The organism is Butyricimonas faecalis, assembly GCF_003991565.1.
GTDB lineage: Bacteria > Bacteroidota > Bacteroidia > Bacteroidales > Marinifilaceae > Butyricimonas > Butyricimonas faecalis.
This window is the reverse complement of sequence record NZ_CP032819.1, coordinates 1751024-1766451: the sequence shown is the minus strand read 5'-3', so window position 1 is coordinate 1766451 and position 15428 is coordinate 1751024. Positions and strand designations below refer to the sequence as shown.

At 39.5% G+C, this 15428-nt stretch carries 12 protein-coding genes and 1 tRNA gene; 7 read left to right on the top strand and 6 right to left on the bottom strand.

The features are described from left to right. Positions 1-10: 10 nt before the first annotated feature. From D8S85_RS07910 to D8S85_RS07895, 4 genes are all read left to right on the top strand, one after another. On the top strand, positions 11-1198 hold the full coding sequence (locus D8S85_RS07910; RefSeq protein ID WP_106480229.1) for an MlaD family protein: 1188 nt from the start codon (positions 11-13) through the stop codon (positions 1196-1198). A 370-nt stretch (positions 1199-1568) separates the two neighbouring features. Continuing rightward, a complete protein-coding gene (dnaA, locus tag D8S85_RS07905; protein ID WP_106480228.1) occupies positions 1569-2996 on the top strand; it encodes a chromosomal replication initiator protein DnaA in 1428 nt (475 codons plus the stop codon). 15 nt (positions 2997-3011) lie between these two features. Continuing rightward, positions 3012-3611, top strand: a complete 600-nt coding sequence (locus D8S85_RS07900) for an IMPACT family protein (protein WP_106480227.1) — start codon at positions 3012-3014, stop codon at positions 3609-3611. A gap of 120 nt (positions 3612-3731) precedes the next feature. Beyond that, a tRNA-Lys gene (locus D8S85_RS07895) sits at positions 3732-3804 on the top strand. A gap of 165 nt (positions 3805-3969) precedes the next feature. On the opposite strand, the gene D8S85_RS07890 is transcribed toward D8S85_RS07895, so the two are convergent. From D8S85_RS07890 to D8S85_RS07870, 5 genes are all read right to left on the bottom strand, one after another. Beyond that, entirely contained in the window at positions 3970-4848 is an 879-nt protein-coding gene (locus D8S85_RS07890; RefSeq protein ID WP_106480226.1) for an arginase family protein, read from the bottom strand. A gap of 903 nt (positions 4849-5751) precedes the next feature. Further along, positions 5752-6162 (bottom strand): hypothetical protein, encoded by a 411-nt coding sequence (locus tag D8S85_RS07885; protein WP_106480225.1) that lies wholly within the window; start codon positions 6160-6162, stop codon positions 5752-5754. A 10-nt stretch (positions 6163-6172) separates the two neighbouring features. Continuing rightward, positions 6173-6787 (bottom strand): fasciclin domain-containing protein, encoded by a 615-nt coding sequence (locus D8S85_RS07880; protein ID WP_106480224.1) that lies wholly within the window; start codon positions 6785-6787, stop codon positions 6173-6175. Positions 6788-6794: 7 nt separating this feature from the next. Further along, positions 6795-8318: a RagB/SusD family nutrient uptake outer membrane protein gene (locus D8S85_RS07875; protein ID WP_127074958.1), complete on the bottom strand. Its 1524-nt coding sequence runs from the start codon at positions 8316-8318 to the stop codon at positions 6795-6797. A 2-nt stretch (positions 8319-8320) separates the two neighbouring features. Next, on the bottom strand, positions 8321-11623 hold the full coding sequence (locus D8S85_RS07870) for a SusC/RagA family TonB-linked outer membrane protein (protein ID WP_127074957.1): 3303 nt from the start codon (positions 11621-11623) through the stop codon (positions 8321-8323). A gap of 365 nt (positions 11624-11988) precedes the next feature. Between D8S85_RS07870 and D8S85_RS07865 the strand changes: the two genes are divergently transcribed. Further along, on the top strand, positions 11989-12240 hold the full coding sequence (locus D8S85_RS07865) for a helix-turn-helix transcriptional regulator (RefSeq protein WP_106480221.1): 252 nt from the start codon (positions 11989-11991) through the stop codon (positions 12238-12240). Positions 12241-12725: 485 nt separating this feature from the next. On the opposite strand, the gene D8S85_RS07860 is transcribed toward D8S85_RS07865, so the two are convergent. Beyond that, positions 12726-13070 carry a hypothetical protein gene (locus tag D8S85_RS07860; RefSeq protein WP_106480220.1) on the bottom strand — a complete coding sequence of 115 codons (345 nt, stop codon included), beginning with the start codon at positions 13068-13070 and terminating at the stop codon, positions 12726-12728. A 524-nt stretch (positions 13071-13594) separates the two neighbouring features. Here D8S85_RS07860 and D8S85_RS07855 point away from each other — a divergent pair. Further along, on the top strand, positions 13595-14173 hold the full coding sequence (locus D8S85_RS07855) for an RNA polymerase sigma factor (RefSeq protein WP_228423157.1): 579 nt from the start codon (positions 13595-13597) through the stop codon (positions 14171-14173). A gap of 85 nt (positions 14174-14258) precedes the next feature. Next, a complete protein-coding gene (locus D8S85_RS07850) occupies positions 14259-15428 on the top strand; it encodes a FecR family protein (RefSeq protein ID WP_106480219.1) in 1170 nt (389 codons plus the stop codon).

Below are 15428 nucleotides of genomic sequence, written 5' to 3'. Positions count from 1 at the left end.
AATAATACTCATGAAAATTAAAAGAGAAGCGAAATTAGCCCTGACCGCGTTGGCTGCGGTTTTTATCTTGATTTGGGGAATAAATTTCTTAAAAGGTTCGTCCCTGTTTGAATCCAAAAGTACATTTTATGGTGTGTATGATAGTGTGGAAGGGTTGAAAGTGTCTAGTGGCGTTATTTACCGGGGATATCAGGTAGGCCAAGTGATTTCAATCCAGTTTACGGGGGAAAGGTTTGATCGGGTACTCGTGAAGTTCTCGGTGAATAAAGGGCTGGAACTACCATCAAATACATTGGCCATGATTCAGAGTGCTGATTTAATGGGTTCAAAAGTCATTGCTTTAATGCCGGGAGATTCCCGCGTGTCTGCGGTAAGTGGAGATACCTTGCGGTCGCAAGTGGAACGTGGACTTATGGAACAGGTGAGCCAACAAATGTTGCCATTGAAACAGAAAGCCGAGCGTTTGCTAGGGTCATTGGATTCCGTGATGTTGATCGTTCAAGGATTATTTAATGAAGAGACAAAAAAGAATTTAAGTAATAGTTTCGGAAGTATCGACCGGACATTGCGTAATTTGGAGGGTGCCTCGGGAAATTTGGATACCTTAATACAAGGAGAGTCCGTGAGAATCAGTTCCATTTTGCAGAATGTAAATAGCATCACGGGTAATCTGAAAAATAATAACGAGGAGATTTCTAATATTTTGAGTAATGTGTCCGCGATAAGCGATTCTTTACGGCGAGCAAGCTTGCATCAGACACTAATGAGTCTGGACTATATTTTGGCTACAACCGATTCGATAATGAACAAAATAAATAGAGGTGAGGGTACGATAGGTGCACTTTTAAATGACAATGATCTCTATTATAATTTGAATCAAGTGAGTGAAAATTTGAATCGCTTATTGGTCGAATTCAGGTATAATCCGAAACGCTTTATAAATCTTTCGCTGATTGATTTTTCTTTTGGAAAAAATGCTCTTGAAGAGTATGGCGTGGTAATTTTCGAGTCTTCGGAACGATTAGATATTAATTCTGAATTGTATGTTCAAAATCCTGGATTAAAGGAAATTAAGTATAAAGATAAATATCTTTACATCATTGATAGCTACAAGAAATTGAAACCTGCCCAGCGGAAATTACATGATGTTATAAAATGTTATAATGGTGCATATATTGTTAAAATTGACTTTATTTGAAAAATAGAATAATTCTAAATAACGATCTTTAGCCTCTGAATTTTGTTAACATAAAAGGTGGATTTTTAGAATCAAAAAAATATAGCGTAGTTTATTTTTTCCCCTTAGGCGTTAAAGCTTTATCCCTAGGGTAGGTTAATCGGAATGTTGTGTTTATGTTAAGAGCTCATTGCAAAAAAGAGACGCTTGTTGATTATTTTGTTGTGTTGTAAGGTATTGATTGTCATTATTATATATCTAAAGAATTGATACCTAAAACGTAAGCAAGAAACGATAAAAAGCAAGTGAAATCATTATTTTTTTTCCAATATTTTTTTTCGAATTTAGCGTTCCATTTCCTAGAATGGATAGGGATATAAATAATAGATAAATGAAAAAGGATTGTAAAAGTGTTTGGTCGGAATGTCTAGACTTGATCAAGGAGCAAGTGTTGCCAAGAACGTTTAAAACTTGGTTTGCACCGATTCGTGCCTTGAGTTTCAAAGATGATGTGTTGACAATTCAAGTGCCAAGTCAATATGTTTACGAATGTTTGGAAGAGCATTTCGTGGATATTTTGCGAAAAGCTGTTCGTTCCGCGATTGGTCCGAATGCAAAACTTGAATATTCAGTTGTAGTAGAAGAGAGCCATCCTCGTGATCCTCTTTCCGTGACAATGCCTTCCAATAACATGAAAAAGGTGGAACCGAACACGGTGTACGTGAATGGTAAACCGGATAGTGTTGCTCCTAAAAATCCTTTCGAACGCAATAATAATCGTTTACAGATAGATCCTCAATTAAATCCTTCCTACACGCTGGATAGTTATATCGAGGGAAGTTGTAATCGATTGGCAAAATCTGCCGCCGTGGCGATTGCGCAAAATCCGGGCGGTACGGCTTTTAATCCCTTGTTAATATATGGTGGGTCTGGATTGGGAAAAACTCATTTGGCACAAGCTATCGGTATGGAGGTTAAACAAAATTATCCCAACAAGGTGGTATTGTACGTGACCACGAATGTTTTTCAGACTCAATTCACGGAAGCTGTGCGTAAGAACGAGATCAATGATTTCTTACATTTCTATCAATTAATCGACGTGTTGATTTTGGATGATATTCATGAATTAGCCGGTAAAACTGCCACTCAGAATACATTCTTTCATATATTTAACCACTTGCATCAGTCAGGGAAACAACTGATACTGACATCCGATCGTTCACCGGCAGAGTTGAGTGGCTTGGAGGAGCGTTTACTTTCCCGTTTCCGTTGGGGGTTGTCTGCGGAGATAAAAGCTCCTGATTTTGAAACTCGTATGGAAATAGCTCGTTTTAAAGCGCACAAAGATGGTATAGACTTTTCGGACGAGGTGTTGGAATATATCTGTAAATACGTGAGCAATAATGTGCGGGAATTGGAGGGAGCTATGATTTCTTTACTGGCTCAAGCGACTTTTAATCATAAAGACCTGACGGTTGATGTGGTGAAGGAGATCTTGGGTAAAATGGTGAAGAACCAGAAAGTCGAGTTGACCGTGGAAGATATTCAGCAAGTTGTTTGCAAGCATTTTAACATGGCTCCCGAAATGTTACAGGAAAAAACGAGAAAGCGAGAAGTCGTTCAAGCTCGCCAGTTGGCCATGTATTTCAGCAAGACTTACACGAATGCATCGTTAGCATACATTGGTAAGCAAATCGGTAAAAAGGACCACACGACCGTGTTGTATGCTTGTAAGGCTGTTACCGATTTGATGGAAACCGATCGTGCTTTTAAAGCTCAGGTGGAGGAACTCCAGAAGAAACTTTATTGTCGTAACTAATTATTGCGTTCCTTTATGGAGGAGGATAAATATAGAACTGTAAATACGATTGCCGAGGGCCTGTACAAGGAAAAAGGCAGTCGCTTTATTTCTTTTATTTATCCCGTGAAATCCGAAGAAGAGATTAAAGATATTGTTGCTGGGCTTAAAACGAAATATTATGATGCCCGTCACCATTGTTATGCGTATTGTCTGGGTGCAAATCGGGAGCGTTTCCGGGCGAATGATGACGGGGAACCTTCTTCCACGGCGGGAAAACCTATCCTTGGACAGATTGTTTCCAATGATTTATCTAACGTGCTTATCGTGGTAATCCGGTATTTCGGGGGAATCAAATTAGGCGTATCCGGCTTGATACAAGCCTATAAAGAAGCTGCTGCTGATGCGATCAATCATGCAGAGATCGTGGAGCGTACTGTGGATGAGGTTATTCGCGTGCATTTTGCTTATGTCGTGATGAACGACGTGATGAAAGTGTTGAAAGAAGAAGAACCGGACATATTATCCCGAAATTTTGAGATGGAATGTGAAATGACTTTGTCTATCAGGCAGAAAGATATGCCTCGTCTTAGAGAACGTTTGCTGAAGATAGAATCCTTGTGTATCGAAGAATAGTCGAAAAGCCTTTTCCCGTTCAGAATATCTTATATTTTTCCGTAAAAAAAATCTGTTATCTTTTTGGGAGTTCAGATAGAATTACTATCTTTGCACCGCAATTGAGAAACACGATTGAAGGATTCAGTAGCTCAGCCGGTAGAGCACAACACTTTTAATGTTGGGGTCCTGGGTTCGAGTCCCAGCTGGATCACTAAAAGAAAAGCCAAAAGGCGACAACAAAAAGACAAGTCCTACAAAATCAATGTTTTGTAGGACTTTTTTTGGTATTCAGTAAATTCCTAAAAATAGGGGCTCACGTGAAAAATTAGAGATAGTGTTTGATAGTGTTTCAAAAAGTGTGTAAATCCCAAATTTTTTATTTCAGCAGGGGTAATTGATGTAGCATATTTTTGATCCTGATTGCCGTGCGAGGCATGGGTTCTGCAATTGTCAAGCCTACTAATTCTTTTTCTGCGGCAATGTCCTTTATTACCCGAATGACTTCTTCCATTTTCATCCCATCGGGGTCAGTTCCAACTGCAGCGATGATTTCGGCAGGATCAAGTACGTCCATATCAAAATGGATAACGACTTTCGACGTTCCGCATGATTTCAACCAAGTTTTAATAGCATCGCTGTTTCGTGCAACATCTTTTGGAGTGAGATGTTTTATCCCGTATTGCTTTTGTCGTTCTTTGATTTCTTCACGTTCCCAGTTGCGTAATCCCACGAATAATATGTTTGATGGGGTAAATTGGGCAGGTAATTCCGCTAGGATTTTGGAGTCGCCATGCCCCATGCAGGCTGTTACGGCCATAGCGTGAAATCCGGGATAGATGTCTCCGGGGAGCGTGATATCGGGATGTGCATCAATCCAAACCAGGGCAACATCGTTCTTGTATTTTTGAGCCAAGTAAGTAAAGGGAGCGACACTGACCGAACATTCTCCGCCAAGTGTTACGATTTTATCAGGATTACTGACTTGTAGCATGTCTAATGCAGCTCTTGTTTGACGGGCTATAATATCCCGGTCGAGGACTCCGTCTGTCACCTTGCGATCCGTAATTTCAGTCGCAACTGGAACGGTTAGTGTTTCTTGGCCATTGTCCGGGGCTAGAAAATTTAAGAGTTGTGCCCCCAATAAATATCCCCTTGAGGCATCATTGGGATTTTCAACCTCTGTAATCAAATTTACGATATTGGCACCTTGCCATTGAGGATAGATCAAACGAATTGTTTTTGTTTCCTTTTTCATGTTTTGATGATTTATTCTATTTTGCCCTTTATTGTTTTCATACAAAGTTACATAGTCCTTCCCCCTTAAACAAGTTACCTATCCTCCATTGAAAAAAGCCTGCTCTCGACTTCATACTTAAACAGGACTTTTTCATATTCTATCTCTTTCATATTTTATTTTGCCATCATAAAAATTACCATCGTAAAATTTACGACGGTAAAATTTAAAACTAATAGCGAAGTTACTAATAATTTCGAGAATATAATATGATTAAGGGCTTGAAAATCAAAAAAGATGAATACTTGCCAAATGAAACGATGGATTTGAACATCTCGTAAACTTATGCAGGGATGCTGATTGCCAAGTGATTCTCTCTCTTGGTAAGGAAAGGTTTGGAAGATGGACTTTCCAGGATGTTAATTCCTTTTCCCGATAGGACTTCCATATTCTGTTTCTTCATGAAAATGGGCATGCAACAAAAAACTTTCCACTATAACAAATGAAACTGCTTCGAAGAAAAAAAAGTCGGTTTCCAGAATGAACTTAAAGCGAGAGGGGGCAGTTTCTCTCACCCTTAAGTTTCTTGATAGAGGGGTGCGGGTTCTCCCTTAGTTTTTGATCTAATTATTTTGCAAACTATCAATTCATTATATTCATCAGATCAGGTTGTCCTACGTTCAAATATCCGCAATCAATTATATACCAGATAATAATTTCTAAAGAAAACAGCCGGATTGTACTAATGTGAGAAAAAGAATGTGCTTTACTTCTGCTTTTCCGGCTGCTTTCAAATTTACATGCTATCAATAAAAACCAAACGTATTGCATTCTGTCATTACAAATGATTAAAAATAATTATCTTATACACAAAAAAAGTTTAAAATATTTTCAATCTAATGCAATGTAACGTGCTTATACTCATTATTCTACGATCACTGTAAAGGCTGAATCAATCGTGTAGTCATGATCTTTATTGCCGATCTTGACGCTTAAAACATACCGACCGTTTGGAACTGTATGATTACATGGAAGTTCGATTACTCCCGTGGGCTTTATCGTGAATTGATTCATGATTTCCGGTTGTTCCCCGTTAATGTTCCATATCTGAAAGCAAATAGGTAATGTCCCTTCCACTCCGTCCATTGCGTTCGATTGCCACGGTATTTTATGCTTTATTTGATAAGCGTCCTCTTCCTCGTCCAATTTTGCTTTCACCACAAGCGAATCTGGTGAATACAGGGCATTTGCTACGTTCAAATACCCGATTGCAATATCTTTTTGACAACCGATAACCAAAAGAAGAATGAATAATGATAATATAACTGTTTTCATAGTTCTGATTTTATAATTTTGTAAACATACAAGTTGCATCAAGTGAGTGTACCACACCGTTGTTCATTTCTATGTTGCACGAGGCAACCGTACCGATATAGTCGTCAGGGGCTTGGAATGCCAACTTTTCCGCCCCAAGATCGGGAATGTCATAAAAGGTGGATGTAATCCTGTACACTCTCAAATCTATACCCGACAAGGCTTGCACTATAGTCCCGCCCGTTAGAGTACCTTTCACCTCGTGATCGAAATCCTGCAAAAACTTTTTTCCGTGCATCATGTACGAGAGAAGCATTTCACGGCACTCGTTAGCGGGAATTTCCGTCACCTTCTCGTAAAAACGTTCCCCGTTGTCATCCAGTGTTTGAAACAAATATTGATTAATTGAATGATTGGTCGGGGCGAAAATAGTAATCTCGTCTTTGTTCGTTCCGTCAAAGTATTTTATCATACTTGCGTGGCGGATCATCACGATCAGGGAATCCCAATTCGCATGGTCGGTTTGAAAATACTCCCAAATCGTGCAATCGTGCTTTCGCTCGTGTATGCCAGAATCTATATAATTATCTTTATCGCAGCACGCCATCAACGCGGCAATCGTCAATACAAGTGATATATTTTTCATAACTTTATTATTTATGTGGATAACCGTTTTTTTTCCAGTATGTAGTTTGAATCATGCGGGTGTTATTGCTAAACGCCATTGAACTGACTGGAACAAACAAAGCCCCATTCTCCACGTCTTGATCGCTCAAGGTTTTAAATTTGCCTCTCAGTTTCTTCCGGAACATACCGTTTCTTACCATATCAAAGAAGCGCGTGTTAATACCTTCAAGAAATAATTCTCTGTCCCTTTCATTCTGAATAGCTTCTTTCAGGCTACCCTCGCTTGCATCATAAGCACTCGTGTTGGCTCTCCGGCGAATGCGGTTTAAATCCACTTCCGCACCTGCCTGATCCCCTGTTTTCGCTTTCAATTCTGCGCGTAACAAAATAATGTCAGCAAGACGGATAATGATCTCGTTATCAAGGTAACTTTTTATACGTCCTACCTGCGTTCCATCCGTGTATTTGCTATAATGACGTAGCTTTTGAATGTATGCTGCCCCTTGCGTGATAGAGGTACTTTGCGAGTTGTAATAATCCAGTTCATAAAAATATTCTTTCCGTCGATCGTCGTTCGTATCTGGGTAAAGCGCATAAACTGTCGTGTTATTTATTCTTAGATTCCTTCGTTTGGTTTGCGGGGTAGCAAGGGGTACGATCGGGAATGACTGACAAAAACCCGCTAACCGTGAACCGGATGTCACGAAATCGAAATCGGTATCCCTGTAATCCAGTTCAAAAATTCCCTCGCTACTATTGCCAAGCATCACCGTTTCGCAAACGTCATGAATACTTCCCGCCAATTGATAATACTTGTAAGATAATACCGTGTCGCACTCCGCGATAGCGAGTTGATTCAGTTCCGGTTCTTTATTTAATGTTGCTTTCCATGCGTAAAGGTGAGCCAGTATAGCGTGAGCCGTCCCTTGGGAAGCGATTTGTTTGCTCGTGAGAGTTTCGCCATTCGCGTCTTCTTGTGCATCGGCATGAGGTAACAACTTGGCGGCTTCCTGTAAATCCGTTATGCATTGAGCGGCGATTTCTTGCCACGCTGTCCGCCCTATCTCTCCCGTATCTTCTGAATTTAAGATCAAGGGGGCATCCCCCCATACTCGAAGTATATAGAAGTACATATAGGCTCTTAACACGAGGGCTTGTCCCATGTAATGATTGTACCTTTTTTCCGCAAGGTTTTCTTTTTTCAGGTTATAAATAATTTCATTTGCAAAAGTGATAACCTTGTATTCCGGTCGCCAATCCAACTCGGGGCTTATCATACTCCAATAACGGGAAAGTTCATTGTTACATGGATTCTGCCATGAAGCGAGGTTATCGAATAGTAGTCCCCGATCCCGGTATTGGACGATGACAGAACCGTGGGCGGATCTAAAAAGCGAATGCAAACCCATTGTTGCAGCTTGGAAGTCTTGATCGGTTTTCCAAAAGTTATTGTTCGTGACCGAAATTTTCGGCTCTTCCACTAAAAAACTATTCGAACAGGAATTTAAGATAAATACGAACGGGATGAATATATAAAGAATTGATTTCATGCTTATAAGTTTAAGGTTAATCCAAATGTTAATCTTGTTGACAAGGGGTAATTTCCAAGCCCGTCAATACCCGTTACTGTATCCACGGATTCGGGATCTGCTCCTTTATAATTAGTAATGGTGAAAAGATTTTCACCCGTTGCGAATACCCGTACACCAAATCCGATAAATTTTTTCACGCTTTTAGGCAAGGTGTAGCCTATTGTTATTGTTTTCAATTTGATATAACTCACGTTTTGAACGTTAGCTTCTATTGCCGTGCCAAAATTATTTAATCCCGCTTCCAGCCTGTTCATGGGATAATCGGTGTTATCCCCAGTTTTCTGCCAAAAGGTGGCATTCGACAAATCTTCGAAAACAGGCTTGGCAATATCTTCTGCGGTCATGCCTGTGGTTGTACCCACGGATGTGCCGGTACCTTGATTTAAAATATGTCTTCCAATCACGTAATTAAAGAGAATATTCACGTCAAATCCTTTATAGTTTAACGTACTGATAATGCCACCTGACACGAGAGGAAGTGGGGAACCACAGAAAACTCGGTCTTCATAATTGATTCGTCCGTCTCCGTTATTGTCAATGATAACCCGATCCCCAGCACGATAGAATTGTCGCCCCGTTCCGAGGGGGGTATTTTCTCCAGCGATGTAATTGCGGGGTACGTCTTTATCGTTTTGATAATATCCTAAGGTTTGATAGGCGTAAATCCCGTTTAGAGGTTTACCGATGATATTCAGGTTGTCGAAGGAAGAGTAATTCGTGAAATCTCTCTCATTCTGGCTTTTCTCCAACCTGTTCCAGTTACGAGCGATATTAAATTCCAAGTTCCAATTAAGATGTTCACGTCGTATCACGTTCCATTTAATATCTAACTCCACGCCTTGGTTACTGATACAATAGGCGTTCTGCCACTGTTGTATATAACCGGAATAGTTACCCGGTAAAACGATAAGATATAACAATTTATCCGTGTACCTGTAATAATAATCCAGTGTCACGGCGAGACGATGATTAAACAAATCCATATCGATACCTAAATCGTATTGATCTGTTTTTTCCCATGTCAAACCTTGATTTATTAGTCCCATGCCAAAGTCGGGTGTTACGGTCGGGTAACCGAGAAACGGGTCATTAGCTTCTAGCAGACCCAAAGCGATGTAAGGTTGGTCGAATTGTCGCCCCGATTTACCCAAACTTGCACGTAGTTTGCAATAATCCAATGTTCTGCGACTCCAATCCATGAATTTTTCATCTGATATAGTCCAACCTAAAGCGATGGACGGGAAACTACCCCAACGTACATTTTCCCCGAATTTGGAACTACCGTCCCGCCTGAACGTGAATGAAAACAGGTATTTTTGAAGATAATTATAATTCACCCGACCAAAAATTCCCATGAGCGTGCTACGTTCCATGCTTGTCTTGAAATCTTTCAGTTGCCGTTTGTTCTCAGTATCGTAAGCGTTACCCGCCCACGGAACATACTGGATCAAGTTTGATGGTGCGGCTTTTCCCCATCCTCCAATATCGTCTTTTTGATCCATTTGGTACGATAAACCTGCGAGTAGATCAATGTTGTGTTTGTTTCGGAAACTATGCTTGTACGTGATTAAATTTTCATTCAGAAGCATTTGTGTCCGGTTATGCTGCCCGTTGGAATAAGTTTCGTTATATTCGTCCAAGTTGGACGGCATGAATAAGTTTTGATATTGAAGAGATATATCTGCCGCAACGGAGGATTTTAACTTCAGACCCTTCACAATCTCGTAACTCAAGTCAAAAGAACCTCTAAGCCGATAGGTTTCGTTTTTCTCTTTTATCTCATCATACAGTTTGATCGCTTCTTGAAAAACTTTCGAACCGGGGCCGGGGAGCACGGTAGAATATTCTAGCAACTGAGACGGGATTTGTTCCAATTCCACCCCCTGACTGAATCCGCTCACGAGCATATCGTATGATGAGCGATCTCGTCCCGTTCGAGCGATATACATTCTAAAATTAGCTTCTAACTTGTCAAAAGGACGCAAGTTGAAATTACCGATCAAGTTTACCCGGCTGAAGCCCGTGTTTTTTAAAACACCTTTTTCCGTGTAATACCCCAAGCCAATATTGTAAGAGAAAGTACTGTATCCTTTACTTAGCTGTATATTGACATCCGAGACTTTTCCTGTTCTAAAGTAGTATTTGAAAAGGTTCATGGAATTGTTGTAGAACGGGTTCAAGCTGTCTTGGTAAATTGGCATGTTCGCACCATAACCTTGGTTCCAAAAGTAATTATAATGTAATCCTTCGTTATAAGATTCATAATAATTGTCAACGTACTTATACGTATTTGTTTCGGGATCGTAATATGCTTGTGTGAAATTGTTCAATGCGGCCATGCGAAGTCTCCTTTCCGCTTTCCCACCCGTTAATTTGGGAAGTTTGGGGTTGAAAGAATACGTTTGTGACACGTTGATATTGAATTTAGCACTTTGATTCAAACCTCCCTTTTTTGTTGTCACGAGAATAACTCCATTTGCCGCACGGGAACCGTAAATAGAAGCGGAAGCTGCGTCTTTCAGAACCTGCACGCTTTCAATCGTGGAGGGGTCAATATCCGCTAACGTGTTTGAACCAGTTATAGGCGAAGTGAATGATAGCAAGGGTATACCATCTATCACCCACAGGGGTTCGCTACCTCGTCGGGTACTTTCGATACTCAAACTATTAAATCCCCGGATCGTGATAGATGTTCCTCCGCTACCCGGTGCTCCTGTCATGTTCGTGACGTTCATGCCTGCAACTCGTCCTTGCAATAAATTTGCGATCGAGGGAGAAGGAATATCTTTAATATCCGAGGCTTTGACGGTTGACATCGCCCCGATCACGTCCCTCTTGTTCTGTGTTCCATAGGCAATTACCACCACCTCGTCAATCGTCGACACGTTCTCTTTCATTGTCACTTGCAACGGTTCCCCTCCTACAAAACTTGCCCTCACTGTTTTGAATCCCACGAACGAGAAGACTAGCATGCCTTTTTCCTGCGGTAATGTCAACAAGAAATTTCCATCTTGATCAGTAGCACTCCCTATTGTTGTGCTATCTAGAAGCACCGTAACACCTGGCATGGGCATCCCTTTCTCGTCTATAACGTTTCCTTTTACATACCAGACTTCTGTGCGGGTGGAATCCCTTGCCCAGTCACTTGCCATTAATGGACATTCTAGTAATAGCATCATGATTAAACTGGTCATCATGTTTACCATCATTATCTTGAATGGTAATTTTCGCTTAAAACCTTTCCTGTCATAAGTTTTTTTCATAACTTTGATTGTTAGTTGGTTTATAAAATTAATTAACACAAGGGGGTGATACTCAACGTTTATCAGGTGTGTGATATCAGCCCCTTTTTTTTATTTTTCACTTCTATGGAATTTATTCTTTATATCTTTTTTAAACTGTTGTGCAAAATCCATAATTTCTCGGGTTCTTCATTTTCCGAATGTACTACCGGATAAAGCAACGGTATTCGTTCAAGAAGAATCGTTTAATTCTTTATCACTAATTATTTTCATTATTTATAGTTCGTTTTTCCATAATTCAAAAATAAGAATACGATGATGTGATTACATCTATTCATGTAGAGTAATTGTTCAAAAAAACCTTCATTTGCCTATAATAATTAATTATGAAATCAAAAATAGAAATATACGTAGGCTTAAAGGTTCGTGAATTTCGTAAAAAGAAAGATTGGACGCAACAATATTTAGCTGATGTCTTAAATCTTTCCAATACATTCATTGCAAACCGAGAAAATCCAAATGAAGATGATGCTTTCAATTTAGATCATATTGATTCTATTGCAAAAGTGTTGGAATGCAAAATATGGGATTTACTACCCCAAAATCCTATAAACGATGAAGATTGGCCTTTAAAATAAGTTCTGAGTGTTCGTTGTTTCATAATTTAAAACATTTTCATTTTGCCCAATCCCCCAAACAAAAAATAATACAATAAAAAAGCGAGGATTGTAAATTCTATCTTACTTGAGGCATCGCCATGCCTTGAAACAAATAGACAACAATCCACGCTTAACCAGCGTGAATTTTATGTCTAATCTTGTTTCTCTAAAATTGGCGATTTTTCAAGTAAAGATTAGAATAAACTCACAATATTTTCATGCAGACTATTCCACATTTATTCCTTTATCTTTGTCAAAGATACAATTTTTTTTGCAAAAATCAAGTCTTTTGTCTTTTTTAGCTATCTGCAGATTCAATTTCTCAATACAAACCTTCAGCGTAAATTCTTTACTTGCTAAAATTTATCCATAAATAGAACGTGGACGGTTAGCTACCCATCCACGTACATTCTCCTACACAATGTCTTCCTTTTCTCTTAGAAATAGTAAAACTTTCTCTTGATTTAATTTAGAGCAAGGGGTACTGATAGATCCGAACAATCTTCTTTGTTCATGTCAAAACTCATGGTACTACTTTGGTAATCCCCAGAAGGATCACTAAAAGTAATCATGGTTCTTGATTGAGTTGCGGTCAAAGAGAAATGCCCGTCACCATCTGTCTTGGTTGTTTGCATAACTTTTCCTGCAACAATTTCAGAAATTTCAATTCCACCGAGCGGCGTCAAATCCTGAGAATCGTAAACCGTCCCCGCAACTGTACGAGAGTAAGTCGCTGGGGCTGATGCGTTCGTGAAAGCGAAACATACGCTCGCACACGCTAACAAGCTGATTAAAACTAATCTTTTCATGTCCGTTTTTTTAAGGTTTTACAATTCTAATCTAAAAAGTAACGCGTCCCTTCTCACATTAGTATCTCTAAAGGTATAACATTTTTATCAAAAATCAAAAATAGTTGTGCGAATAAAATTCTGTTTAGGTAGGTTTTAGCAAAATGGCCAATTTTGATTCAAGTTTAATGACTTAAAAACGACGTCTAACCTGCAAGAAATAGAACAAGATTAGCTTTGGGGATAGGTGGTTCTACCAATTTCAGTTCAAACTTAAAGCCATACGTGATATTACTCAAAATTACCCCAAATAAAGAAGTAAACTAACTCAAATAATACCCCTTACACAGAGATCATACGTTGCTTAGTCGAAGCTCATATATTACGGGTTATCTGAGCTCTGAATAAGCCTCGGATGCCCCTCGAATAAGTGGGATTATTTCCCTAGTATTTCAGTAGCTTTTCCCTTAGTTCTTGAAAGCAATACGGATTAATGTGAAAAATTATATCTTTGCAGAGGTGTAGAAGTAATAAATGCGATAACAATGGGACTGCATGGAATGAAAGATCGACAAATTTGCGATTTGCTTAATTCTCATGATAAAAGAGGCATGGAACTTCTGTTTGAAGTTTACTATAAATCTTTGGTTTCATGGGCAAATACTTTTTTGAATGATCTGAATTTGGCAGAGGATGTTGTGCAAGAATTTTTTATCGCTTTATGGAACCAAGAGATTCATCGGGACTTGAGGCCGGAAACTCTTTCTTCATTTTTGCGTGTACTCGTACGTAATCGCTGTTATAATCAGTTGGGAAAGCGGGATATTTTTAGCCGTTTTGTAAGTCTGGAAAGCATTGATTGCATGTTCGAGGAGTATGATGATTCGAAAGATCAGATTGTAGCTAGGATCATGAGGGAAATAGCTCTTTTGCCTACTCGTAGTCAGGAGATATTGAATTGCGTGTTTATTGAAGGGTTAAAATATCAAGAAGTTGCTGATCGATTGGGAATATCGGTTTCCACGGTGAAAACATTGTTAGGTATTTCAGTTCGCAAACTCCGGGAGCGCATGGGGAAAGAACGCTTTGCTGATTTTTTGCTTTTCTATTGTGCTTATTGTTAAATTTTAAATCAAAGTTGATTTTTTTGAAAATTCATTAGACTTTTTTGCTCGTTATTTTGTACAGAGAGTGAAAAAGAGATGATTTATGGAAAAGATAAATTTGGATCAGGAGACTGAAGATTGGTTAATCGCTTTTTTTAACGGAGAGTTGGAAGAGAATGAAATAGAAAAAATTGGCGAGTGGTTAGAAAATGGCGAAGAAAATAGAAATGCTTACGAGGCACTCATGCGGGATTATTTGCAGTTGCGTTGGGCGCAGGAGAATATGAATATTCAAGAGAAGCGGGCGAAAGAAGTTATATTTTCTTCTTTGAAAAAACGAAAGAGTGGAAAGTTGTATTATGGGATGGCGGCGGCAGTAGCCCTGTTATTTGTTTTTTTCGGATATTGGTTCTTGGGTGAAAAAACGAGGACGTCACCCGTGGAAGTGGTGCAAACAGAGATAAAACCTGTTCAATCCCGGGCAATTTTAGTGTTATCATCGGGCGAAAAGGTTGATCTGGAAAAATCTCATGAAGAAATTCGAGAACGTGATGGTTCGATAGTGAAGGTGGATAGTAGCTTGGGCATTCGCTACGATTTATTAAATCAAGAGGAAAAAACGGAATTGTTGTACCATAAAATTGTGGTTCCTCGCGGAGGAGAGTATTTTTTGACTTTGGGCGATGGAACAGAGGTATGGTTAGATGCAGACTCGGAGTTAGAGTATCCGGTTTGTTTTGCGGGAGATCGTCGAGAGGTGAGATTGAAAGGAGAAGCTTATTTTAAGGTGGTGAAAGAGGAGGGGAACCCTTTTATCGTGCAGGTTGGAACATACACTGTTCAGGTTTATGGAACGGAGTTTAATGTAAATGCCTATGATCCTCGCCAAATAGAGACCGTGTTAGTTCGGGGATCTGTCGGTTTCAAGGCGAATCCTTCTATGCCGGAACGAATGTTGAAACCGAATGAATTGGCGATTACGAATGTGGAGAGCGGGGAAAGTGAAATTCGGACAATAGATATTTTACCCTATGTTGCATGGAAAAATAAAGATATTGTGTTCGTGAATGAATGTTTGGAGTCGATCATGGAAAACGTTTCTCGCTGGTATGATGTACAGGTATTTTTCCAAAATGAGGAATTGAAGGACTTGCGTTTTGATTGTAATATGCAACGTTACGCGAGTATTGAAGATTTGTTCTTTTTCATGGAGAAGACATCAAATGCCCGGTTTACGATCAATGGTCGTACGGTCGTGATAAGTAAAAAGTGA

Bases quoted from the DNA above. Each gene is read 5' to 3' on its own strand.
- D8S85_RS07875 (WP_127074958.1), bottom strand. From the start codon at position 8,318: ATGAAATCAATTCTTTATATATTCATCCCGTTCGTATTTATCTTAAAT.
- D8S85_RS07900 (WP_106480227.1), top strand. From the start codon at position 3,012: ATGGAGGAGGATAAATATAGAACTGTAAATACGATTGCCGAGGGCCTG.
- D8S85_RS07880 (WP_106480224.1), bottom strand. From the start codon at position 6,787: ATGAAAAATATATCACTTGTATTGACGATTGCCGCGTTGATGGCGTGC.
- dnaA (WP_106480228.1), top strand. From the start codon at position 1,569: ATGAAAAAGGATTGTAAAAGTGTTTGGTCGGAATGTCTAGACTTGATC.
- D8S85_RS07870 (WP_127074957.1), bottom strand. From the start codon at position 11,623: ATGAAAAAAACTTATGACAGGAAAGGTTTTAAGCGAAAATTACCATTC.
- D8S85_RS07865 (WP_106480221.1), top strand. From the start codon at position 11,989: ATGAAATCAAAAATAGAAATATACGTAGGCTTAAAGGTTCGTGAATTT.
- D8S85_RS07855 (WP_228423157.1), top strand. From the start codon at position 13,595: ATGGGACTGCATGGAATGAAAGATCGACAAATTTGCGATTTGCTTAAT.
- D8S85_RS07890 (WP_106480226.1), bottom strand. From the start codon at position 4,848: ATGAAAAAGGAAACAAAAACAATTCGTTTGATCTATCCTCAATGGCAA.
- D8S85_RS07860 (WP_106480220.1), bottom strand. From the start codon at position 13,070: ATGAAAAGATTAGTTTTAATCAGCTTGTTAGCGTGTGCGAGCGTATGT.
- D8S85_RS07885 (WP_106480225.1), bottom strand. From the start codon at position 6,162: ATGAAAACAGTTATATTATCATTATTCATTCTTCTTTTGGTTATCGGT.
- D8S85_RS07850 (WP_106480219.1), top strand. From the start codon at position 14,259: ATGGAAAAGATAAATTTGGATCAGGAGACTGAAGATTGGTTAATCGCT.
- D8S85_RS07910 (WP_106480229.1), top strand. From the start codon at position 11: ATGAAAATTAAAAGAGAAGCGAAATTAGCCCTGACCGCGTTGGCTGCG.